This is a genomic window from Microbacterium sp. KUDC0406 (genome assembly GCF_021582875.1).
Taxonomy (GTDB): Bacteria; Actinomycetota; Actinomycetes; order Actinomycetales; family Microbacteriaceae; genus Microbacterium.
Genome location: NZ_CP091138.1, coordinates 2,721,625 through 2,742,979 on the forward strand (window position 1 = coordinate 2,721,625; position 21,355 = coordinate 2,742,979).

General features: G+C 71.1%; 18 protein-coding genes and 1 pseudogene. 9 read left to right on the forward strand and 10 right to left on the reverse strand.

Features of this window, described 5'->3' with window-relative positions; genetic code table 11:
• Window positions 1–64 precede the first annotated feature (64 nt).
• A complete protein-coding gene (locus tag L2X99_RS13515) occupies window positions 65–1,438 on the forward strand; it encodes an MFS transporter (RefSeq protein ID WP_236126278.1) in 1,374 nt (457 codons plus the stop codon).
• A gap of 126 nt (window positions 1,439–1,564) precedes the next feature.
• Here the strand turns inward: L2X99_RS13515 and L2X99_RS13520 are convergent, their stop codons facing one another.
• Window positions 1,565–2,410 carry a biopolymer transporter Tol gene (locus L2X99_RS13520; RefSeq protein ID WP_236126277.1) on the reverse strand — a complete coding sequence of 282 codons (846 nt, stop codon included), beginning with the start codon at window positions 2,408–2,410 and terminating at the stop codon, window positions 1,565–1,567.
• Window positions 2,411–2,675: 265 nt separating this feature from the next.
• Here L2X99_RS13520 and L2X99_RS13525 point away from each other — a divergent pair, with 265 nt between their 5' ends.
• Window positions 2,676–3,650 carry a nuclease-related domain-containing protein gene (locus L2X99_RS13525; protein ID WP_236126276.1) on the forward strand — a complete coding sequence of 325 codons (975 nt, stop codon included), beginning with the start codon at window positions 2,676–2,678 and terminating at the stop codon, window positions 3,648–3,650.
• 77 nt (window positions 3,651–3,727) lie between these two features.
• Here L2X99_RS13525 and L2X99_RS13530 read toward each other — a convergent pair whose 3' ends face one another.
• Window positions 3,728–4,951, reverse strand: coding sequence for an NAD(P)/FAD-dependent oxidoreductase (locus L2X99_RS13530; RefSeq protein WP_236126275.1), 1,224 nt, complete (start codon window positions 4,949–4,951; stop codon window positions 3,728–3,730).
• A 125-nt stretch (window positions 4,952–5,076) separates the two neighbouring features.
• Between L2X99_RS13530 and L2X99_RS13535 the strand changes: the two genes are divergently transcribed.
• Window positions 5,077–5,550, forward strand: a complete 474-nt coding sequence (locus L2X99_RS13535; protein WP_236126274.1) for an Lrp/AsnC family transcriptional regulator — start codon at window positions 5,077–5,079, stop codon at window positions 5,548–5,550.
• Window positions 5,551–5,574: 24 nt separating this feature from the next.
• Here L2X99_RS13535 and L2X99_RS13540 read toward each other — a convergent pair whose 3' ends face one another.
• The 6 genes and pseudogenes from L2X99_RS13540 to L2X99_RS13565 all read right to left on the reverse strand — a co-directional run bounded on the left by L2X99_RS13540 (window position 5,575) and on the right by L2X99_RS13565 (window position 11,847).
• A complete protein-coding gene (locus tag L2X99_RS13540) occupies window positions 5,575–6,351 on the reverse strand; it encodes a DeoR/GlpR family DNA-binding transcription regulator (RefSeq protein ID WP_236126273.1) in 777 nt (258 codons plus the stop codon).
• Window positions 6,348–7,295: a class II fructose-bisphosphate aldolase gene (locus tag L2X99_RS13545; protein WP_236126272.1), complete on the reverse strand. Its 948-nt coding sequence runs from the start codon at window positions 7,293–7,295 to the stop codon at window positions 6,348–6,350. Before L2X99_RS13545 ends, L2X99_RS13540 begins: the two co-directional genes overlap by 4 nt.
• Window positions 7,292–8,509: a 1-phosphofructokinase family hexose kinase gene (locus L2X99_RS13550; protein WP_236135246.1), complete on the reverse strand. Its 1,218-nt coding sequence runs from the start codon at window positions 8,507–8,509 to the stop codon at window positions 7,292–7,294. Before L2X99_RS13550 ends, L2X99_RS13545 begins: the two co-directional genes overlap by 4 nt.
• Window positions 8,510–8,621: 112 nt before the next feature.
• On the reverse strand, window positions 8,622–9,539 hold the full coding sequence (locus L2X99_RS13555) for an ROK family protein (RefSeq protein WP_236126269.1): 918 nt from the start codon (window positions 9,537–9,539) through the stop codon (window positions 8,622–8,624).
• A 153-nt stretch (window positions 9,540–9,692) separates the two neighbouring features.
• Window positions 9,693–10,594 (reverse strand): annotated as a pseudogene (locus L2X99_RS13560) (SIS domain-containing protein).
• Between the two features lie 104 nt (window positions 10,595–10,698).
• Window positions 10,699–11,847, reverse strand: coding sequence for an ROK family protein (locus tag L2X99_RS13565; protein WP_236126268.1), 1,149 nt, complete (start codon window positions 11,845–11,847; stop codon window positions 10,699–10,701).
• Window positions 11,848–11,976: 129 nt separating this feature from the next.
• Between L2X99_RS13565 and L2X99_RS13570 the strand changes: the two genes are divergently transcribed.
• From L2X99_RS13570 to L2X99_RS13590, 5 genes are all read left to right on the forward strand, one after another.
• Complete coding sequence (locus L2X99_RS13570) at window positions 11,977–13,020, forward strand: ROK family transcriptional regulator (protein ID WP_236126267.1); 1,044 nt, start codon at window positions 11,977–11,979, stop codon at window positions 13,018–13,020.
• 109 nt (window positions 13,021–13,129) lie between these two features.
• A complete protein-coding gene (locus L2X99_RS13575) occupies window positions 13,130–13,747 on the forward strand; it encodes an RNA polymerase sigma factor (RefSeq protein ID WP_236135247.1) in 618 nt (205 codons plus the stop codon).
• The gene (locus tag L2X99_RS13580; RefSeq protein WP_236126265.1) at window positions 13,744–14,196 is read left to right on the forward strand and encodes a hypothetical protein; all 453 of its coding nucleotides are present in this window, start codon (window positions 13,744–13,746) and stop codon (window positions 14,194–14,196) included. Before L2X99_RS13575 ends, L2X99_RS13580 begins: the two co-directional genes overlap by 4 nt.
• Window positions 14,197–14,294: 98 nt before the next feature.
• A complete protein-coding gene (locus L2X99_RS13585; protein ID WP_236126264.1) occupies window positions 14,295–15,914 on the forward strand; it encodes a S8 family peptidase in 1,620 nt (539 codons plus the stop codon).
• Between the two features lie 40 nt (window positions 15,915–15,954).
• The gene (locus L2X99_RS13590) at window positions 15,955–18,372 is read left to right on the forward strand and encodes a CHAT domain-containing protein (protein ID WP_236135248.1); all 2,418 of its coding nucleotides are present in this window, start codon (window positions 15,955–15,957) and stop codon (window positions 18,370–18,372) included.
• A 201-nt stretch (window positions 18,373–18,573) separates the two neighbouring features.
• On the opposite strand, the gene L2X99_RS13595 is transcribed toward L2X99_RS13590, so the two are convergent.
• On the reverse strand, window positions 18,574–18,873 hold the full coding sequence (locus L2X99_RS13595; RefSeq protein WP_236126262.1) for a chorismate mutase: 300 nt from the start codon (window positions 18,871–18,873) through the stop codon (window positions 18,574–18,576).
• A 64-nt stretch (window positions 18,874–18,937) separates the two neighbouring features.
• On the opposite strand from L2X99_RS13595, the gene L2X99_RS13600 reads away from it, so the two are divergent.
• Window positions 18,938–20,212: an AI-2E family transporter gene (locus L2X99_RS13600; protein ID WP_236135249.1), complete on the forward strand. Its 1,275-nt coding sequence runs from the start codon at window positions 18,938–18,940 to the stop codon at window positions 20,210–20,212.
• A 197-nt stretch (window positions 20,213–20,409) separates the two neighbouring features.
• On the opposite strand, the gene L2X99_RS13605 is transcribed toward L2X99_RS13600, so the two are convergent.
• Window positions 20,410–21,330, reverse strand: coding sequence for an ABC transporter substrate-binding protein (locus L2X99_RS13605; RefSeq protein WP_236126260.1), 921 nt, complete (start codon window positions 21,328–21,330; stop codon window positions 20,410–20,412).
• Window positions 21,331–21,355: the final 25 nt, after the last annotated feature.

Here is a 21,355-nt window from a genome sequence, read left to right on the forward strand (position 1 = left end):
TTACACAAGAGCTCTTGTGCACTAGTCATTGCGCAATAACTGGTGCATAACTACCGTGAGTGCCATGAGCACTCCGTCGCGCCTCTGGGCGAACTCCCGATACGTCACCTGGCTGGTCAGCGACACGGCGAAGGGACTCGGCAGCGGGCTGGCGACCTTCGCCCTCCCGCTGCTGGCGCTGCAGGTCACCGGCGAACCCGTCCAGGCCGGAGCCATCGGTGCGATCGGCATGGTGGTGATACTGGTGACCTCGCTCTACGGCGGGGTGCTCGCCGACCGGCACGACCGGGCGCGGCTCATGGTCATGGGCGCGGTGATCGGCATCGCTCTCTCCGCGGTGATCACGGCTCTGATCCTCACCGATGCCCTGAACTTCGCGGTGCTGCTCGGGATCGAGATCGTCCTGGCGGCGCAGTACGGGCTCTTCGGCATCGCCGGGGAGTCGATCCTGAAAGACATCGTCCCCGCCGATGCCCTCGGCCGGGCGCAGGCTGCGAATCAGGCGCGCGACGCGATCCTGCGGCTCGGGGCGACGCCGCTGGGTGGGCTGCTGCTCGCCACCGGCGCCTGGCTGATCGGAGCCGCGATGCTCGTCAGCTCCGTGATCGAGGCGGTCGCCGCGGCCCTGCTGGGGCGAATGCATCCCTCACGGCGCGTCGAGCAAGGAAGCGCCGGCGACCGAGGGAGCGCCGGCGACCGAGACGAAACGCGCCGCGAGCGCGGGACACGTCGCGATGACTCTTCTCGCTCCGATCGCTCGACGACCGATCGGCCCGGTGCGTTCGCCGAGGTGCGCGAGGGCGTCGTCTGGCTGATGCGGCGACGCGACCTGCGGCCGATCCTGTTCACCATGACGTCCGTGAATCTGGGATTCAGCACGGCGACGACGACGATCATCTACCTGCTGCAGCAGCGCGGGGAGTCGCCGGCGGTCATCGGCCTGCTCGGCTCGGCGATCGGTGCCGCCACGCTGATCGGCGCGCTGCTGGCGACCCCGCTGGTGTCGCGCGTGCCGGCCGGCGCGATAACGATCGCCGCGCTCGCCCTGCCGACAGCGGCCGTCGGGATCCTGCCGTTCACCGACGCGGTTCCGGTGCTGATCGCTGCGCCCGCGATCGCGCTGCTGTTCGCGCCCGCGCTCAACGCGGCGCTGCTCGGATACTCCATGGTCGCGATCCCGACCGAGCTGGTCGGGCGTGTGCGCAGCGCGATGACGGTGATCGTCAGCGGGGCGATGCCTCTTGCGCCGCTGATCGCCGGAGCGGGCCTGTCCTCGATCGGCACCGCGGCGACGCTGGTCATTGCCGCGGCGCTCTGCGCGGCCACGCTCGTGCTGGCCGTGTGCACACCGGCGCTGCGCGGGCTGCCCGCCGAGCAGGGCTGGGCCGAGCACGCCGAGCTGTTCGCGGATGCCGGAGTCCCGGCATCCGTCCGCTGAGCGGTTTCCGCGATCTCGCGCGCCCACCGCGCGAGCACACGAGAACACGCCGGAACAGGACGATGCGCCGGACTCGTCCCGTCCTCGCCGAACATCCTGCCCCGGCATCCGAAACCCGACGCGGACTCAGCCCTTCGGGTAGGCGACGTACGCGAACGACCGGGAGTCCGGCGCCCAGCTGTTCACGTTGATCGTGCCCTGACCGCCAGGCAGCGCGATGCGAGCGAGCGGTGTGCCCCAGTCGGCGGTGTCGACCACGACGACCGAGACCGGCAGGTCGGCCGGATGCCCCTCGGTGCCGGCCGGGTACTCGAGGTAGACGGCATGCCTGCCGTCGGGCGAGAGGTGCGGGAACCAGTCCGCCGTGTCGCTGCGGTGCACGCGCTCGACCTCGCCGCGGGCTATTCGCGCGAGCTGCGCGCGCCCCCAGCGCTCGGTGTTGAAGTACAGCCAGGCGCCATCGGGCGACCACTCCGGTCCGTCGAGGTGCCCCGGTCCGGTGTCGACCACCGTCACGCGGCCGCCGGATGCCGGGATCAGTGCGAGCCGTCCCGGCCCGGTGCCATCCACCCGCACGAAGGCGAGCAGCTCGCCGTCGCGCGAGATCCCGTGCAGGTAGTGCCGCACGCCGTCCTCGCCGCTGATGCGGGTGACCTGCCCGCCGCTCAGCAGACCGCGGTAGATGTGCCCGTCCTCGGCGGAGAGGTACACGGCGGGACCCGCCGGATCGAGCACGTGGTCGTTGTTGATCGGCGGCAGCCCGGTGAACGCGATCGGATGCGGGTCGCTGCCGGGCCTGAGGCGCCAGAGCAGCCCCTCACCGTTCAGGTACAGCGCTCCGTCGCGCCCCCAGTTCGGCGCCTCGAACAGGACCCGGTCCGAGGCCGCGACGGTCCGCGACTCGGCAGCGTCCAGGTCGTGGATCTTCACCTCGCAGCGCTGGCCCTCTGCGAGAACGCGGTAGTCCGGCATCCGGTGCCTCCTGTTCCGTGGTCAGGATAGACCCCAGACCAGGACACCCGACGGATACTTGACCCTGACACCGTGGAAGATCCGTCACAGCTAAGATCGGAGTCCGCCGATCAGCGCGACTGGGTCACCGAGCTGCAGCAGCCCGTGGCATCCGCCTGATCCCCCTCCTGCTCCGGTCTCACTCGTTGCGGGTGCGACCGGAGCAGGAGGGGACACCGGCCTCGAGTACGCTCACGACCATGCGAGTTCTGGGGAGATCGGGGGCATGACGACGGATTCTGACGGCAAGCGCATGCGGTTGCGCTATGCCGGACATTGCCGGTTGTGCGGTGCCGCGCTGCCGGCGGGCACCGATGCGGTCTACGAGCGCAGCACGCGTTCCGTCCGCTGCCTCACCTGTGCTCCGGACGAGGCGGATGCCGCTGAGCCGGGCGACGCGGACGCCGAGACGCCCGCGGATATCCTGCGTCTGCGCGCACCCGCCTCCGCGGTGATCGCCGAGACCCTGAGGGTGCAGGCCGGGGCGCCGCCGCGGTCGCGAACCGCGCGCCTCTTCGGCGTCAGTCCGCTGTCCGCGGATGCCGCCCCGTGGTTCCTCGGGACGCTCGGCGAGCTGCACGTCGGACGGCTGCTCGACGAGCTCGGACCGGGCTGGCACGTGATCCATGCGATCCCGGTCGGCTCGCGCGGCAGCGACATCGATCATCTCGTGATCGGACCGACCGGAGTGTTCACGATCAACACGAAGCACCATCCCGGGAAGGTCTGGGTCGCCTCGCGCGCGCTGGTGGTCAACGGTCAGCGTACGAACCACTTGCGCAACGCGGTACATGAAGCGGCGCGCGCGTCGAAGCTTCTGAGCAGCGCGGCCCAGCGGCGGGTGCCGGTCACGCCCGTGGTCGCGATCGTCGGAGCGAGAGCACTCACGGTGCGTGAGCACCCGGCAGACGTGCTGGTCGTCCGCGATACGGCGCTGCGGCGCACGCTGCGAGACCGACCCACCGCACTCAGCCCCGCCGAGGTCGACGCACTCGCCACGATCGCGGCCGCGCCGGCCACCTGGGGCTCGGCCGAGGCGCCGGCCCCGGATCTCGCCGCGTTCGCTGCTCTGCGCGAGTCCGTGGCATCCGCTCGTCGTCGCCAGCGCACCTGGGCGGTCGGCGGCCTGCTCGCGATCCCCACCCTGCTGCTGGCCGTCTCGCAGCTTCTGCCCGCAGCCCTGGCGGTACTCGCCGGCTGAACTGCAGCGCTCCGATCTGCCTCGTCCCCGGGGACATCGCCTGACGGATGCCGGGACCCCGGCATCCGTCAGGCGGCTCAACGGAGCGGGTCGAAGGGCCTGATCGCGGGGTCGATCCGGCCGGTCACGATCTGCTCGGCGAGCAGCTTGCCGGTCACGGGGCCGAGCACGATGCCCCACATGCCGTGCCCGCCACCCACGTACACGTTCGGTGCCCGGGTCGCACCGACGAGCGGCAGTCCATCGGGCGTGACCGGGCGCGAGCCGACCCACTCGTCCTTGCGGTCATCGAGGTCGACGCCCGTGAACATCTCGCGCGCCTGCTGGATGATCGCCTGGATGCGGCGGGGCTGGAGGGGCTCGTCGGGTCGGCGGAACTCCATGGTGCCGGCGATGCGGAACCGGCCCTGGTACGGCGTGCAGGCGATGCGCTGGAACGGCAGGTACACCGGGTGCTCCTGCGGCTTCTCTGTCTCGACGGTGAACGAGTAACCGCGGCCGGCCTGCACGAGGGTGCGCACACCGAGCCGGCGCGCGAGCTTCGGCATCCAGGCGCCCGTGGCGATCACGACTGAGTCGGCCTCCACCCGCTCGCCGTTCGACAGCGTGACGACGGGCCGGCCCGCGGATGCCACGTCCGTGACCTCTGCTCCGGTGACGAGTTCACCGCCGCGGGCGACCACGGCGGCGCCGAGCGCCTCGACGTAGGGCGCCGGCTCCAGGAAGCGCTGTCCGTCGAGCCGGTAGACCACCTTCACCGCATCCGACAGCACCGGAGCGAGCTCGCCGGGGTGCTCGAGCCGCTCCATCGGCACGTCCTGGCCGTGCCGCACGACGCCGGCGACCTCGTGCAGGAAGCCCTTCGAGTGCGCCTCGTCCTTGAAGCCGATCACGAAAGGCCCCTCGCGGGTCCACGAATCGACACCGCCGGCCTGCAGTTCGTCGAAGGCGGCGAGCGCCATCTTGTCGATCGGAGTCAGGTCGGCCATGGTCCTGTCCCACGCTCGGTTGGTTCCGTGCGAGGCGAACCGGGCGAGGAAGCTCCACAACCCGGCATCCACCCGGAACGGCACGTGCAGTGCGGCATCCGGGTCGAGCAGGGCCCTCGGTCCGTACGTCCACAGGCCCGGATCCGCGAGCGGAATCGTCTTGCCGGGCGTCAGCCAGCCGGCGTTCCCCCAGGACGAACCGGCGGCGATGCCGACGCGGTCGATGACGGTGACCTCGACTCCGCGTTCCTGCAGATGCCAGGCGGTGGCGAGACCCACCATGCCGGCGCCGATGACGATAGACCGCGACATTGCGTGCTCCTTCTCTCACCAGCGATTATGAGGATTCCGAGGGTCTCTGTGGACGCTCATCGCAGATTCTTCGTAGGATGCGGGGAACGCTGCTGGAAACTGCGCACTGAAGCGAGGAACCGCCCATGCCGGAGATCGAATCCTCGGGACCGCTGGATGCCGTCGACCGAACCCTGCTCTCAGAGCTGAGCCGCAACGGCCGGATCTCGAACACCGAACTCGCGGCCCGCGCGGGGATCGCCGAGTCGACGTGCCTGAAGCGGGTGCGGGCGCTGCAGGCCCGCGGCGTGATCGTCGGCTTCCATGCCGAGATCTCGCCGGCGGCGATGGGGCTGCACCTCGAGGCGCTCATCACCATCCGGCTGCACGCGCACGCACGCGGCGACCTGCGCCGGTTCCAGGCCTACCTGGAGGACCTGCCCGCGACGCAGCGGGTGTACTTCCTCGCCGGCGACCGCGACTTCATGGTGCACGTGGCGGTGGCGGACGCCCCGGCGCTGCGCGAGCTCGTCTCGGACACCATCAGCCTGCAGCCCGAGGTCGCGTCCACGTCGACGAGCCTGATCTTCGCCCAGGCTGCGGGCAAGCGCGGCCTGTAGCCCGGACGTCCTCATTCAGGACGGTCAGTCGGCGATGCGGATCTCGTAGCCGAGCGCCTCGAGGTCGACGCGGGCGGACTCCGGCACTCCGGCATCCGTGATGATCGTCGAGAACAGCTCGGAATCGCCCACCGCGGCGAAGGTCTCGACGCCGATCTTCGACGAGTCGGCGACGATCGCCGCCCGCCGGGAGCGCTCCGCCATGATGCGGTTCACGTCGGCCTCGGCCTCATCGTGCGTGGTCGCGACGCCGGCAGGCGACAGGCCGTTGACGCCGATGAACGAGATGTCGAGCCAGAGCCCTTCGAGCAGCTGCTCGACGAACGGTCCGACCAGTTCGTAGCTGCGCGAACGGATCACCCCACCGGTCACCACGACCTTGATGTCGGGTCGCATGGCGAGCTGCGCGGCGATGTTCACCGCGTTCGTGACCACGGTCAGCCCGTGGTCGCCGAGGTCGCCGCGGGCGGCGAGCGCCGCGGCGATCGCCGTGGTCGTCGTCCCGCCCGACAGCCCGACGACCGATCCCGGCGTCACGAGAGAGGATGCCACCACCGCGATGCGCTCCTTCTCGTCGGTGCGCAGGTGGCTCTTGTACCGGATCGGCAGCTCATAGGCCACGGACTGGGCGACCGCGCCGCCGTGGGTGCGGGTGAGCAGCCGGCGCTCAGCGAGGCTGTCCAGGTCACGGCGGGTGGTCGCGGCGGATGCTCCGAAGCGCTCCACCAGCTCTTCGACACTGATCTCTCCCTGCTCGCCGAGCAGTTCGAGGATCGCGTTCAGCCGGGATGCGCGGTTCATGGGGTGCCTTCGGTGTCGGGTGAGGCTGCGTCGGACGAGGCCTTGTCCTGTCCCTGATCGGACGCGGGCTCGCGCGATGCGAATGGTTCCAGCGCGAAGAGCCGCAGCATCCGTGCGGCCTCGGCGGCCACGGCATCCCGCGCCGGCGAGATGTACTTGCGCGAGTCTACGAGCTTCTCGTCGGCGGCGAGGCGTTCGCGCACCGCGCGGGTGAAGAACCCGTTCAGGTGCGTCGACACGTTGATCTTCGTCATGCCGGCCCGAACCGCCTCGGTGATCACGTCGTCGGGGACGCCGGACGACCCGTGCAGCACGAGCGGCACGTCGGTGGCATCCTGCCCGCAGCCGCGCAGCGCCTCGCGCAGGCGGGCGATGAGGTCGAGGTCGAGCGACGCCGAGCGGTCGAGCATCGCGTGCGACGATCCGACCGCGACCGCCAGCGCGTCGACACCGGTCTCCGCGACGAACGCGCGCGCCTCGTCGGGATCGGTGCGCACGCCGGGCGCATGTGCTCCGTCCTTGCCGCCGACCTCGCCCAACTCGCCCTCGACGTACACCCCGGCGGCGTGTGCGCGGTCGACGACCGCCGCGGTGAGATCGACGTTCTCGGCGTACTCGAGCTTGCCGCCGTCGAACATCACCGACCCGAAGCCGAGGTCGATGGCCTCGTGCACCAGCTCGGGCCGCTCGGCGTGGTCGAGGTGCACGGCGACCGGCGTCTCGGCGCGCCGGGCGATCGCGAGCATCGCCAGCGCGATCGGCTCGAGACCGCCGTGGTAGTCGGCGCAGTTCTGCGAGATCTGCAGGATCACCGGCAGATCGGCGCGTGCGGATGCCTCGACGAGCGCCTCGGCGGTCTCGAGGTGGATCACGTTGAAGGCACCGATGCCGTTGCCGTTCCAGGCGGCATCCGTCACGAGATCGCGGGCGGAGACGAGGGTCATGCGGTGTCCTTCTGGTCGGGTTCGATCGAGACACCCGGTTCAGCATCAGACGCCGCGCCCTGGCGGGGGTCTCGTGCTGCGAAAGGTGTCTCGCGGGTGATGATGACGGCGGCCTCGAGTTCGGGCCAGGAGGGGTGGATGTCGCCGGCGAGCGGCATGAGGACGGCGGCGGCGGACCAGGCGGTGGCGCGACGCAGGATCGCCTCGGGGTCGCGGATGCCGGATGCCAGCAGCACGGCGGCCGCGGAGACGGCGGCGTCGCCGGCACCGGTCGGGTTGCCGGCGAGAGCCTCGGGAAGACGCGCAGAGACGACGTCCGCGTCGGCCGAGACGGCGAGCATGCCCTCGGCGCCCCGGGACAGCAGGATGAGCGAGGCTCCGCGACGCAGCAGCTCGTGGGCACCCTCGATCGGATCGGTGATGCCGGTGGCTTCGGCGAGCTCAGCCGCATTCGGCTTGAGCACATCGGCACCGGCATCCGCCGCGCTCAGCAGCGCCGGCCCCGAGGTGTCGGCGATCACGATCGCGCCGGCCTCGCGTCCGAGGGCGATCAGCGACGGAAGGAGGTCGTCAGGGGTGCCGGGCGGGACGCTGCCGGAGATCACCAGGACGGGGCGCTGGCCCTCCGGTCGCCCCGCGAGCGGAGCGGGACGAAGCGCCTCCGGGGATACTGAGAGCGTTTCGTCTCGGTCGCGGGCTCCCTCGCTCAACGACCCGGGGGCAGAGGACGAGTCGCGGACTCCCTCGCTCAACGACCGGGAGGCAGAGGACGAGTCGCGGACTCCCTCGCTCAACGACCGGGAGGCAGAGGACGAGTCGCAGACTCCCTCGCTCAACGACCGGGATACGGCGGCCCGCAGGGCATCCCACTCGGCATCGGTCGGGGCGATGCCGCGCTCGTTCACGATCGTGGTGTCTCCGAGCGCCTCGTCGACCAGGGCGATGCTGCGTCGCGTCGCGGCGGTGACCGGGACCAGCACCGCGGGCACACCCGCGGCGGTCAGCTCTGCCCGGAACTCCTCGCCCGTCGCGCCGCCGACCGTCGTGACGGCGACGACCTCAGCGCTCGCGGCCTGCGCGACCCGCGCGACGTTCAGCCCCTTGCCGCCGGCGCGCGCCGCGCCGGCATCCGCTCGATGCGTGCCGCCCGGGACGATCTTCTCGACGTGCCAGGTGAGATCCAGCGCCGGATTCGGCGTGACGGTGACGATCATCGAATCACCCGCTCCCGGTACACCTGCACGACCCGGGCACGGATGCACGATGCATCCGCCCGTCCGATCGTGCGGGCGTTCCCGGATCGTGCATCCGTACCCGCGTACGTGCTCATGCGACCACCAGCCTCGCGCGCAGCGCCGAACCGAGGATGCCGGCGTTGCCGGACAGCTCGGCCGGGACCAGCACAGGGATGCGGTGGAAGCTCAGCCGCGCGGCCAGCCGCGTGCGCAGCTCGTCGAACAGCGCACCTCCGGCCCGCGACAGTCCGCCGCCGATCACGACGGCCTCCGGCGCGACGACCGCGGTCAGCTGCGCGATCGACATCGTGAGCGCGTCGAGGGCCTCGTTCCAGATCCTGTCCGCGACGGCATCGCCGGCCGCGGCCAGCGCGATCACCTCACGGGCACCGTCGACGTCTGCACCGGTCTCCTCCTCGTACCGCCGCGCGATCGCTCCCGCGGAGGCGACGACCTCGAGGCATCCGCGCGCGCCGCAGGGGCACGGCCAGTCCCCGATCGGCGAGTGGCCGATCTCTCCGGCGTACCCGCCCGCGGTGTACGGCTGCCCGCCGACGAGCAGGGTGCCGGCAATGCCGGTGCCGATGATGATGACGACCGAGTTCGCGAAGTCGCGCGCACCGCCGAGCACGTGCTCGGCCCAGCTCGCCGTGCCGACGTCGTGATCGAACGCGACCGGCAGCCCGAAGCGCCGCTCGGCCAGCATCCGCAGCGGCGCATCCCGCCAGCCCAGATTGCTGGAGAACACGGCGACGCCGGCATCCGCGTCGACGATGCCGGGCACGACGAAGCCGACTGCCTGCGGCACGATCTCCGGATGCTGCGCGCGCAGCGCGTCGCCCAGCTCGCCGATCCGCTCGACGAGTCGTGCCGGCATGTCGTCGCCGACCTCGGGAGTCGGCGTGCGGCGCAGTCCGACCGCATTACCGACGGCGTCGAACAGCGCCGACTTGATGTCGGTGCCGCCCACATCGAACGCGAGCACCGGCACGCCGGCGCCGATCGACACCGCACCCGCGAGCCGCTCTCCCGACGCGTCGGAGACGACGTCGGGGATGGCCGGGACGCGGCCCTCGCTTCGCGAGACTGCACCACCGCGCCGAGAAGGGGCGGTGCCCCCGGTCTCGGCGCGGTGGTGCAGTCTCGTCGGCCGCGCCCACGTTCAGGCCTCGAGGATGACGGAGCGGGTCAGGTTGCGAGGCTGGTCGGGGTCGAGGCCCCTCCCGACGGCGCGGTCCAGCGCGACGCGGTGCAGACGCGCCAGGTCGGCCATCGGGTCGATCGGATGCTGCACGAATCGGGCTCCCGTGGCCCGGACCTGCGACTCGAGGCCCTCCGGAACCTGGCCGAAGGCCCAGGTGATGCGGCCGGGCGCGGCGATCGCGATCGGTCCGTGGCGGTACTCCATGGCGGAGTAGGACTCGGTCCACGACTGCGACGACTCGCGCATCTTCAGGCCGGCCTCATGCGCCAGGCCGATGGTCCAGCCCATGCCGAGGAAGCTGTACTGCTCGGCCTCGCCGAGGGCGGGGTCGGCCGCCGAGTCGGACAGCACGTCCTGCGCATCGGCGACGGCACGGTCGAGCGACTCGCCGAGCGAAGCGCGGAACAGCGCAAGGGCGGTGGTGGCGAACCGGGTCTGCACGACCGACTTCTCATCGGCGAAGGGCAGCCCGATCACGGAGTCGGCGAGGTCGACCAGCGGCGAGTCGGTGTCGCCGACGACGGCGATCACAGGGGTCTTGCCCTTGACTCGCTCGGTCAGCTCGAGCACCTCGGTCGTCGTGCCGGAGCGCGTGAGCGCGACGATCGCGTCGTATCCGCGCGTGAACGGGAACTCCGATGCAGTGAACGCGTCGGTCTCTCCGTGCCCGCGGCCTCCCGCAGCGCCGCGTATGACTGCGCCATGAACCAGCTGGTGCCGCATCCGACCACGGCGATGCGGGCGCCGGATGCCGGCAGCAGCGCCTGCTCGTCGCGCATTCCGGCGGCGCGAGTCCAGGTCTCGGGCTGGGACAGCAGTTCGGCGCGCATGTGCGCACCGGCGGCGGGGATCTCGGTCATCTCTGGCTCCTCGATGGCGATCCGATCCGGTATCGGATGCAGTTTTGTGATCGTTTTTTACGAATAACAATCATGATACGACAAGATGCCGGCAGCCGACAGCTCTACTCGGCGAGTTGCGCCGCCGTCCAGCGCACTCCGAGTGCGGCCCCGAGTGCGAACTGCGCAGCACCGGCGAACGGCACGATGCCTCCCGTCGCACCTCGCACCGGCACCCGCACGGTGCCGCTCGGCGGCAGCTGCGTCTCGGCGCGCACCAGTTCGAGGAATCCCTCGCCGAGACCCGCCGCCGAACCGCCGATGACGACCTCGCCGGGATCGAGCATCGCCGTGAGCATGGTGATCACGCGTCCCAGGGCGATCGCCCCGCCCGCCAGCCGCTCGGGGTCCGCCGCGTCGACCAGTGCACGCACGTCGGCGGCATCCATGCCCTCCGTGAACCCGTCGCCGAGCAGCGCCGGCATCGACGCCGCCGACTCCAGACATCCGCGGCGGCCGCACGGGCATGCCCTGGCCTCGTCGCCGAACACGACCTGCACGTGCCCGATCTCGCCGACGCGGGCATGTGGGCCCGGCGCCGGCTCACCGTCGAGGGTGACGGTTCCGCCGATGCCGATGCCGATGTGCAGGAACAGCCGTCGCCCGCTCGTGACGCCGCTGGCGATCGTCTCGGCGACCGCCTCGGCATCGACGTCGTTGACCAGCAGCACAGGAGCGCCCACCAGGTCGGACAGCTCGTCGGCGAGCGGGCGGTCGGCCCACTCCAGCTGCACGCTCTCGAGGACCACACGGCCGTCGGTCGCGCCCGGCAGCTGGACAGCCGCCGCGAGCAGGCGTGGGCCGAAGCGGTGCGCGATCCGGGTGAGCATGGCGCGAATCATGTCGTCGCGGTCGTCGGAGGCGTAGACGATGCGCTCCTCGTAGACCGAGGTGCCGTCCAGCGCGATCAGCGCGGCGTGCGCATCGGCGCAGCGCAGCACGACCACCAGGAACAGGTGATGGCTCGCATCGATCGCGAGCACGGTGGCGCGCTTGCCGCCGGTGCTGGCCGCATGCCCCACCTCGACGACCAGGCGCTCGTCGATCAGCTCGGCGACGAGGGACGAGGCGGTGGCCGCAGTGAGGCCGGTGGCTCGCGCGATGCCGGCACGGGTTTCGCTTCCCGAATTGTCGAAGACCAGCTGCAGCGCACGCCTGAGGTTGCTCCGGCGGACGAGAGCCTGACCGTCGAGCTCATCCTCGGTGTGCAGCATCCACCGTTCCTCTTCAGTGTCCGGCCCCGGGCCTGTTGACAACGACCGAGCCCGAGCCTACGCTCGCTTTCGTAAGTTTAGGCGATGAACTAAGTAATCGACGGGCGGCCCGACCCGCGAAGGAGCACGATGGTCACTGCAACGCACATCCCGGTGCAGGGAGCGCGCCGGCACAACAGAGGGGTCGTGCTGCAGGCGCTGCTGCGCGAATCCTCCGCGAGCCGCGCCGATCTCGCCCGCCTGACCGGCCTTGCGCGGCCCACCATCACCGAGGTGGTGCGCGACCTGCTCGCCGACGGGGTGGTGATCGAGACCGGGCAGAGCCAGGAGGCCCGGGTCGGCAAGCCCTCGGTGCTGCTCGAGGTCGACGGCGACGCGGTGCAGACGATCGCGGTCGACCTCACCTCGCCGGACTGGGTCGTGGGCGCCGTGTGCGCGCCCGACGGCCGCATCCTCGTGCGACAGGAGATCGCACGGGACACCGCTCCCGACCTGCCCGCCGCCGTGGCCGAGCTCGTCGCACGACTCACCTCACAGGCCGGATGCCCGGTGCTCGGCGTCGGGTTCGGGGTGCCGATGGACGCCGCATCGGGGGATGCCGCTGCATTCGTCAGTGCCCTCTCGGCACTGCCGGAGACCGCCCTGCTGCCGGCTCTTGCAGCCGCCGAGGCCGACCTCGCAGCCCGCGCCGAGGCGGGCTACGGCGACGCGGAGTTCCTGCTGGTCCGCCTCGGCGAGGTCGTGAGCACCGCGATCGTCAGCGGTTACACCGCCGGCGCCGACACCGCGCGCGAACTCGCCCACCTCGACGTCGGCGGCGACCCCGGAAGACAGTGCCGCTGCGGCAACACCGGATGCGTGCACGCCTGGCTCGCCGTCCTCGAGGAGCGGATGGACGCGGCGGGAGACGAGCAGACCCGTGAGGCACTGCGCATCGAGGCGGGCGAGAAGCTGGGCGCTCCGCTCGCCGCGATCGTGTCGGCGCTGGACCTGCCGCAGGTGGTGCTGAGCGGCACCTCGTCACTGATGGGCCGGGAGCTGTGCAGCGCGGCCGAGTCCGCTCTGACCGCGGCTCGGCTGCGCAACGCTCACGTCGAGGTGCGCTGCGGGACGACCGAGGACACCGTGCTGCGCGGTGCCGCCGCACAGGTGCTGGCGGCCGAACTGGCCTGAGCGCCGGCGAGACATCCCACCCCGCATCCGGCGAGGTCGCCCCGCCCATCGCGTCATGTATCACAGCAGCGGTTGCCCGCTCCTGGTGGATATGGCCACAATGAGCATCATGAGCGATGCCGTATCCGAGGGCAGCGCCGACCAGCCCCCCGCCCCGAGCAGGTGGCGTCGTGCCGCGGAGCACTTCCGCGCCTGGCGCGACGGCGATGCGCGCGCGATGGACGACCTGGTGCGCCTGATGACCCCCGTCCTGTGGCACGTGGTGCGCGCGTACGGCGTGGATCGCGCGCTCGCCGAGGACGTCGTGCAGACCACCTGGCTGCGGCTGGTGCGCGGGCAGGACCAGATCGCGGATGCCTCGGCCGTGTCGGCCTGGCTCACCACCACCGCCCGCCGCGAGGCCTGGCGGGCGGGCAAGGCGCAGAACAGGGCGGATGCCACGGACGACGTCGACCTGGAGGCGATGCTGCCCGCCGCCGCATCCGCGGAGGAAGAGGCGACGACCGCCGACGGCGCGAGCCGGCTGTGGGCCGCGGTGCGTCGGCTCGACGAGCGCTGTCGTCGGCTGATCCGCGTGATCGCCTTCGAGGAGCGGCCGGACTACAAGGGCATCGCGCAGGACCTCGGCATGCCCATCGGAAGCATCGGACCGACCCGCGCACGCTGTCTGACGAAGCTGCGCACGCTGCTGGGCGACGAGGTCGACGGAACGCAGGCGGTGACATGAGCGCTTCGGATGACGAGCTGATGGCCGCGCTGCGTGACATGTGGCAGGCCGACGATCCGGTGCCCGACGATCTGGTCGAGCGGATGGTCGCGGTCGTGGCCGCCGACGACCTGTCGCGCGAGTACGCGCTGCTCACCCTGGTCGAGGACGCCACCGCTGCCGTGCGCGGCGACACCGAGACGATGATCCTGCAGTTCAGCGACGGCCGCGTCGGCGTGCTGCTGCACATCTCGACGGCGGAGAAGGGGACCCGCCGGGTGGACGGATGGGTGGACGCCGCCGCGACCGAGGTCGTGCTGGAGCAGGGCGATCGCTCCTGGTCGACCGAGCCGGGCGAGCACGGCCGCTTCGCGTTCACCGACGTGCCGCCCGGGCTGTGCCGGGTGCGACTGACCGTGGCGGACCCGGAGGGCGGTCGCGGCTTCACGACGCCGCAGTTCGAGGCTTAGCAGGACGACCCGCAGCCGCGGGAGGGAGGCGTCGCCGCATTGCGCGGCGACGGAGATGAGGGATGCCGCCTCGGCGGCGCCGAGTGGGAGGACAGGCGATGGAGCAGCCCCCGGGATGGACATGGCAGGACCGCGCGGAGGGATCGATACCGCGCGGCACGGCGCTGGATCCGAGCGTCGATCCGATCGCGGGCGTTCGGGCGTACCCGACCGCCTACCTTCCGGATCGGATGCTGGTGACGGCGCCGCTGGACGACGACGACCACAACGCGGTGGACCGCGACCTGAAGACGCTCGCCGAGGCCGCAGGGTCGTTCGGATGGCGGATCGAGGTCGACCCGGTGCAGGCGCCTGTGCCGGGGGCGGACGCGACCCGCGCCGACGCGGCTGAGAGCGGACGGAGCGCGGCGCGAGACCTGGCGCCCGGTGTGCCCGGCGTGCTGCGGGTACTGCTCACCACGCCCGACGAGCCCGGCCGCGGCGAGTCGCCGGCCCCGCCGGACGCGTGGCGCGTCCTGCAGCGGGCGCGCGGCATCTCGCGATCGTCGATGCCGCGGGTGGGACTGGAGCACGTGCTGTCGGTCGACCCCGTGGGGCTCAATCCGTTCACGCGGACGAACCCCTTCACCCGCACCAACCCGTTCACGCGCACGAACCCGGTGCGCGGAGCGGGTCCGGTCGGCTCGGACGACTATCTCGAACCAGGCCGGGGAGGACGACAGCCGGTCGCGTGGATCGGGGCGGCGCCGATCCGTGGTGCGGATCCGAAGCGCGGACGGCGTCCGGTGGTCGCGGTGCTCGACACCGGATGCGGGGAGCACCCGTGGCTGCCGGACGGCATCGTCACGCGCGGCGCCGAGCTGGACGGTGAGCCGATCGGACTCACCGGTTCCGACGATCCGGAGATCTACCCCGACCTGTACGGGCAGCTCGACGGGGAGATCGACGCGGTCGCCGGGCACGGCACGTTCATCGCGGGCCTGATCCGTCAGACGGCGCCGGACGCCGACATCCTCTCGATCCGTGTGGCTGGTTCGCTCGGCGTCGTGGACGAGAGCGCCTTCGTGCGGGCTCTCGCCGATGTGATCGAGCTGAAGCGCCGCAACGCGAAAGACCCGTCCACCGGCCATGCGATCGACGTCATCAGCCTGTCGCTGGGCTACTACCACGAGACCCCCGTCGACGGTCAGTTCTCGCACACGCTGTACGGCCTGCTGCGCTCCGCCCGCGAACTGGGCATCGTCGTGGTGTGCTCGGCGGGGAACGACGCGATCGACCGGCCGTCGTTCCCGGCATCGCTCTGGGCGTGGCCGGGTGCCGACAACGGCATCCTGCCCGACGACGCCGCGCCGCTCGTCTCGGTCGGCGCGCTCAACCCCTCCGGCCGCACCGTCGCACTGTTCTCGAACGTGGGACCGTGGGTGCGCGTGTACGCGCCGGGCGCGATGGTGCTCAGCACGACACCTCCGTTCACCGGCGGGATGCAGCCGGCCACCCGCGCGGACATCGGCACGCTGCCGCGCGAGACCGTCGACCCCGACGACTACCGCGGCGGGTTCTCGGTGTGGAGCGGCACGTCGTTCGCGGCGCCGTTCGTCGCCGGGCGCATCGCCACCGCGCTGGGTCCGCTGCTGGCCAAGGGCGGCGCACCGACGCGCAAGGCGCTGCACAAGATGGTCGCGGGGGTGCTGAAGGGGCTGCCGGACCCTGTGCGCTGAGACTGTCGCAGAGACGGGGCGGACACGGCATCCTTGAGATGTGCGCCTGACTGCTGCCGAACTCCATGCGCGGGGGAAGGATGCCGCGAACCATCGCCGGTTCGCGGCATCCCGGCACGCCCTGCTCTCGGCGCGGGAGCGCACCGACGACCCCGATCTGCTCGCCCGCATCTCGGGCACTCTGTCGTACGTGCTGGCCCAGACCGGCGAACCCGACGCGGCTGAGCGGATGTGCCGCGATGCCCTCGCCACGGCGGGCCTGAGCGCGGGCACCAGGACGGTGCTCGCCGGTCAGCTCGGAACCCTGCTGATGAACTCCGGACACGCCGACGAGGCGGAGCGGCATCTCAGCGAGGCCGTCGACGGCATGGCCGAGACCCCCAGGGAGCGTGCGTCCTGCCTGATGAACAGGTCGGTCGTACGCATGCAGCGGCACGATCTGGACGGCGCCGCTGCGGACCTCGAGGCAGCCGTCGCGCTCTGCGACGAACTCGGCGAGCACGAGGGCGCCGCCGAGGCACTGCACAACCTCGGCTACGCCGCCCTTCTGCGCGGCGATCTCGTCACCGCTCTCGCCCTGATGATGCGGTCTCGCCCCGTCTTCGTCGAGACCGGCGAGCTGGCCACCGCGATCGCCGACCTCGATCGCGCGGAGGTGCTGCGCGAAGCCGGCCTCACCGACGAGGCCGAGGCGCTGCTCGCCGAGGTCGCGGTGCGATTCGGCCGTCAGCGGATGCGGCAGACCCGCGGCGAAGCGGAGTTCCAGCTGGCCCGTTCGCAGCTGCACCACGATCCCGCCGCCGCACGGCGGACGGCCGGGCAGGCCCGTCGCCGGTTCGATTCCCTGGGCAGCGAGGGATGGGCGGCGCGCGCGGCCGCCGTAGAGCTGGAGGCACGACGGCTCTCCGGACGCCTTCCCTCCGCAGAGGAGTACGACCGCACCGCTCGTCGTCTGCGCACCGTCGGACTCGACAGCGAGGCCGCGGCCGCGGCCCTCGGCGCCCGCCTTGCGGATCCGCATCGGCGTCCGCCACGGGTCCCGGCCGACGCCCCCACGCCCGTGCGTCTGCGCGCGTTCGAGGTGCGCGCCGCACAGGCGCTGGATGCCGGACGAGCGGGCGAGGCCCGCCGGCTCGCCGCGGAGGGCCTCGAGCTCTTCACCTCCTGGCAGAGCTCGTTCGGCGCGCTGGACCTGCAGGCATCCGTGACGATGCACGGCGCCGGGCTGCTCGCCGCAGGTCTCGCCGCCGTCGCGGATGTCGACGACCCGTCCCTCCTGTTCGACTGGGGCGAGCGGGCCCGAAGGATGGGGCTGCAGGTCGTGCCGGTGCGCCCACCGCACGATCCCGCTGCGGCGGCCGACCTCGCCGAGCTGCGGATGCTGCGCACCGACCTCTCCGGGGAGGACTGGATGCGCGACCCCCGCGTGCGCGCCGTCCGCGACCGCGTCCGGGAGCGGCAGTGGAGCGCCACGGCCGGCACGGGCACCAGGCAGCAGGTGTCTCTCACCGACCTGCGGAGCGGGCTCGACGAGGATGTCGCGGTGCTCACCTGGGTGTACACCGGCGCCGCGCTGCGCGCCGTCGTCGCCACGCGTTCGGATACGACGATCGTGCGACTGTCCTGGGAACGCGTGCAGCCTCTGCTCGACGGCATGCGCGCCGACCTCGACGCGGTGTCGCTCGCACAGGGCACCCGCATGGTCGAGGTGGTCCGGCGATCGCTCGACGACCGGATGTCGCGACTGGACGAGGAGCTGCTGCGCCCCCTGCTCGATCACGCGCCGGGCGCCGGACGCCTCGTGCTGAGCGTGCCCGGAGCGCTCACCGGCATCCCCTGGGCCCTGCTGCCCGGACTGGCCGGGCGGCCGTTCACGCTCGCGACCTCGGCCACCCGCTGGCGCGACGCGACGTCGCGCCCGCTGCGGCGCACGGGTGCGATCGCGGGCCCCCGCGTCGTCCGCGCCGCCGACGAGGTGCAGGCCGTGGCGGGTGCCCACGGCGATGCTCTGATGCTCACCGGCGAGCAGGCCACGGTCGGCGCCACCGCGGCGATGGCCGGCACGGTCGACCTGCTGCACGTCGCCGCACACGGACGGCACAGCGCGGACAGCCCCATGTTCTCGGGACTCGAGCTGGTCGACGGCACGCTGTTCGGCTACGACGTCGATCTGATCGACACCGTGCCCGACACCGTGGTGCTCTCGGCGTGTGAGCTGGGCCGCTCCACCGTGCGCTGGCGCGAAGAGGCGATCGGCATGACGAGGGTGTGGCTGCACGCCGGCGCGCGCTGCGTGATCGCCTCGCCCGTGCTGGTGCCCGACGATGCCGCGGCGACGCTGCTCCCCGCGGTGCACGAGCGGATCGCGGCCGGCGTCGCACCGGCTGTCGCGCTCTCGGATGCCGCTGATGCCACCGGCATCCGGGTGCCCCTGCACGCGCACGGGAACGGATTCTGAGGATTCTCCCGCCGCCGTGTATCAGGCGGCCGGATGCGGTCTCCTGTCTCTATGGGAGGTGACCTCACCGATCCGCTGCTTCTGGGGAGAACAGCAGATCAGCGAGGAGCAGTCGAAGGGGGTCCGGTCGCTGGGGAGTCCGGACGGCAGGCACCGAACACTCCGGGGCGTCGCGAGTATCCGCGGCGCCCCGGTTGGGGCTCAGCGCCCTTCTGCCGCCTCGGTGTGGTGCCGGATGACCTCGGCGACGACGAAGTTGAACCACTTCTCGGCGAACTCGGGGTCGAGATGCGCCTCTTCGGCGAGCGCGCGCAGCCGCGCGACCTGCTGCTCCTCGCGGCCGGGGTCGGATGCCGGCATCTCGTGCTCCGCCTTCAGGTGACCGACCTGCTGCGTGCAGCGGAACCGCTCCGCGAGCATGAAGATCAGTGCGGCGTCGATGTTGTCGATGCTCGCGCGCAGGCGCAGCAGTTCGGCACGGGCGGCTTCGGCGTCGGTCATGAGGCTCCTCGGTCGGCGACAGTACGACGATAGCCCGAAGGTGCCTACACCCTAGAGTGTCACCATGAGTTCCGACGAGAACGCGCAGATCCCTGCAGGGGCCAACGGCTACGCCGAGGAGGCCCCGTCCGAGAAGCCCGCGACGACGACGTCCGCTGCGGAGAAGCCCGCCGGCACGGCGAAGCCGAGCAGGGCGGAGCGTGCGGCGGCCGCGAAGGCCGAGGCGGCATCCGAGCGGACTCCGGTCCCGAACCGCGTCGTCATCGAGCCGATGACGCCGAGCCGTTCGTTCTGGACCCGCATCGACAAGCCGTACGTGTTCGGCCTGCTGGTCACGCTGGGCGCGCTGACCGCGATCCTGTTCGGCATGATGCTGGCGAACCTCGCCACCGTGCTGATCTACATCGCCCTCGCGGCGTTCGCCGCGCTCGGCCTCGACCCGGCGGTGCGGTTCCTCGAACGTCGCGGCATGACCCGCGCCTGGGGCGTCGTGACCGTCATCCTCAGCCTGCTCGCCGTGATCGGCGTGATCCTGTGGCTGATCGTGCCCATCGTCGTGCAGCAGGTCACCCTGTTCATCAAGTCGATCCCCGACCTGGTCAGAGACTTCATGGCGAGCGATCTGTACGCCGCACTCGAGAAGCAGTTCGGCGATCAGTTCGAGGACCTGGTGAAGCAGGTCCAGAGCTTCCTCAGCGATCCCGGCACGGTGGTCACGATCGGCGGCGGGGCCCTGCAGGTGGGCACCTCGATCGCCTCCGGCATCTCGGGCATGATCATCGTGCTCGTCCTGACCCTGTACTTCGTCGCCGGGCTCCCCGGCATCAAGACGTCGCTGCTGCGACTGGCCCCGGCCCGCGACCGCGACCGCGCCCGCGACATCACCGACCAGATCACCGACTCCGTGGGCGGCTACATCATGGGCATGGTGGTGCTGGCGTTCTGCAACTCGATGATCACCCTGCTGCTGTTCTCGGTGCTCGGGCTGCCCTTCCCGCCGCTGATGGCGACGGTGTCGTTCCTGATCACGCTGATCCCGCTGATCGGATCGGTGCTGTTCTGGATCGTCGGCTCGGTGATCGCGCTGTTCTCCGACCCGCTCATGGCCCTCGTGTTCGCCGGGGTCTACCTCGTCTACATGCAGATCGAGGCGTACGTGCTCACCCCGCGCGTGATGAACAAGGCGGTCGCGGTGCCCGGTGCGCTCGTCGTGATCGGCGCGATGGCGGGCGGAACCCTGCTGGGACTGCTCGGCGCGCTGGTCGCGGTGCCCGTGACGGCGTCGATCCTCATCATCATCAAGCAGATCTGGATCCGGCGGCAAGACGCCCGCAGCTGACGCCCCCGGTCGTTGAGCGGAGCGACGAAGGTGGTCGTTGAGCGGAGCGACGAAGGTGGTCGTTGAGCGGAGCGACGAAGGAGCGAAGACGAAACGCAGAGACGAAACGCCTCAGTCGACCTGAGAGCGTTTCGTCTCTGCGTTTCGACTCGCTGGCGCTCGCTCAACGACCACCGCTCGCGGGGCGAGTGGAATGATCAGCCGATCAGGCCCTGATCGGTGAGCCAGGCCTTCGCGATCGCGGCGGGCTCCTTCTTGTCGACCGTGGACTGCACGTTCAGGCCGATCAACTCGTCGACGGTCAGCTTCGCGCTCACGGCATTGATCGTCTTCGCGATCTCGTCGGCGACGTCCTCGCTCGCGATCGGGACGACGTTCGACGAGAGGATCATGTTCTTCGGATCCTTCAGCGCGACGATCTTCTCGGTCTTGAACGCCGGGTCGGCGCTGTAGATGTCGGCCACATCGATCTTGCCGGCCAGCAGCGACTCGAGCGTGGTCGGGCCGGTGGCCGAGAAGGCCAGGTCGACGCCGTAGTCCTTCTTGGCCGCCGCCGGGCCGTACGGGCGCTGCTCGAACTCGGGCGCCGCGCCGATCGTCAGCTTCTTATCGGCTTCGGCCAGATCGCCGATCTCGCTGAGTCCGTACTCGTCGGCCGTCGCCTGGGTCACCGTGTAGGTGTCCTGGTCGCTCGCCTCGGCGTAGTCGAGGGCGACCAGCCCGTCGGGCAGTGCCTCCTTCAGCGCGTCGTAGACCTCATCCGGCCCGGTCGCGGTGGCGCTCTTGTCGAGGTACTCCAGCAGGTTGCCGGTGTACTCCGGGAACAGGTCGATCTTGCCGGACTCGACATCGGGCATGTAGGCGTCGCGCTGCCCGATGTTGAACTGCTTGTCGACAGTGAAGCCGGCATCGGTGAGCGCCTGCGCGTAGATCTCGGCGATGATCTCGTTCGAGTAGTACGCCTGCGAGCCGATCACGATCGTGTCGCCGCCGCCTCCGGCAGCGGGTTCCTTGCTCGGCTCGTCGAGCGGGTTTCCGCCGCATCCGGCGAGCGCCAGCGCGGCGAGTGCGGCGATCGCCGTGGCGGCGACGGTACGGGTGGTGCGTCCGGTGAACATGATGTTCCTCTCTGACGGTGGTTCA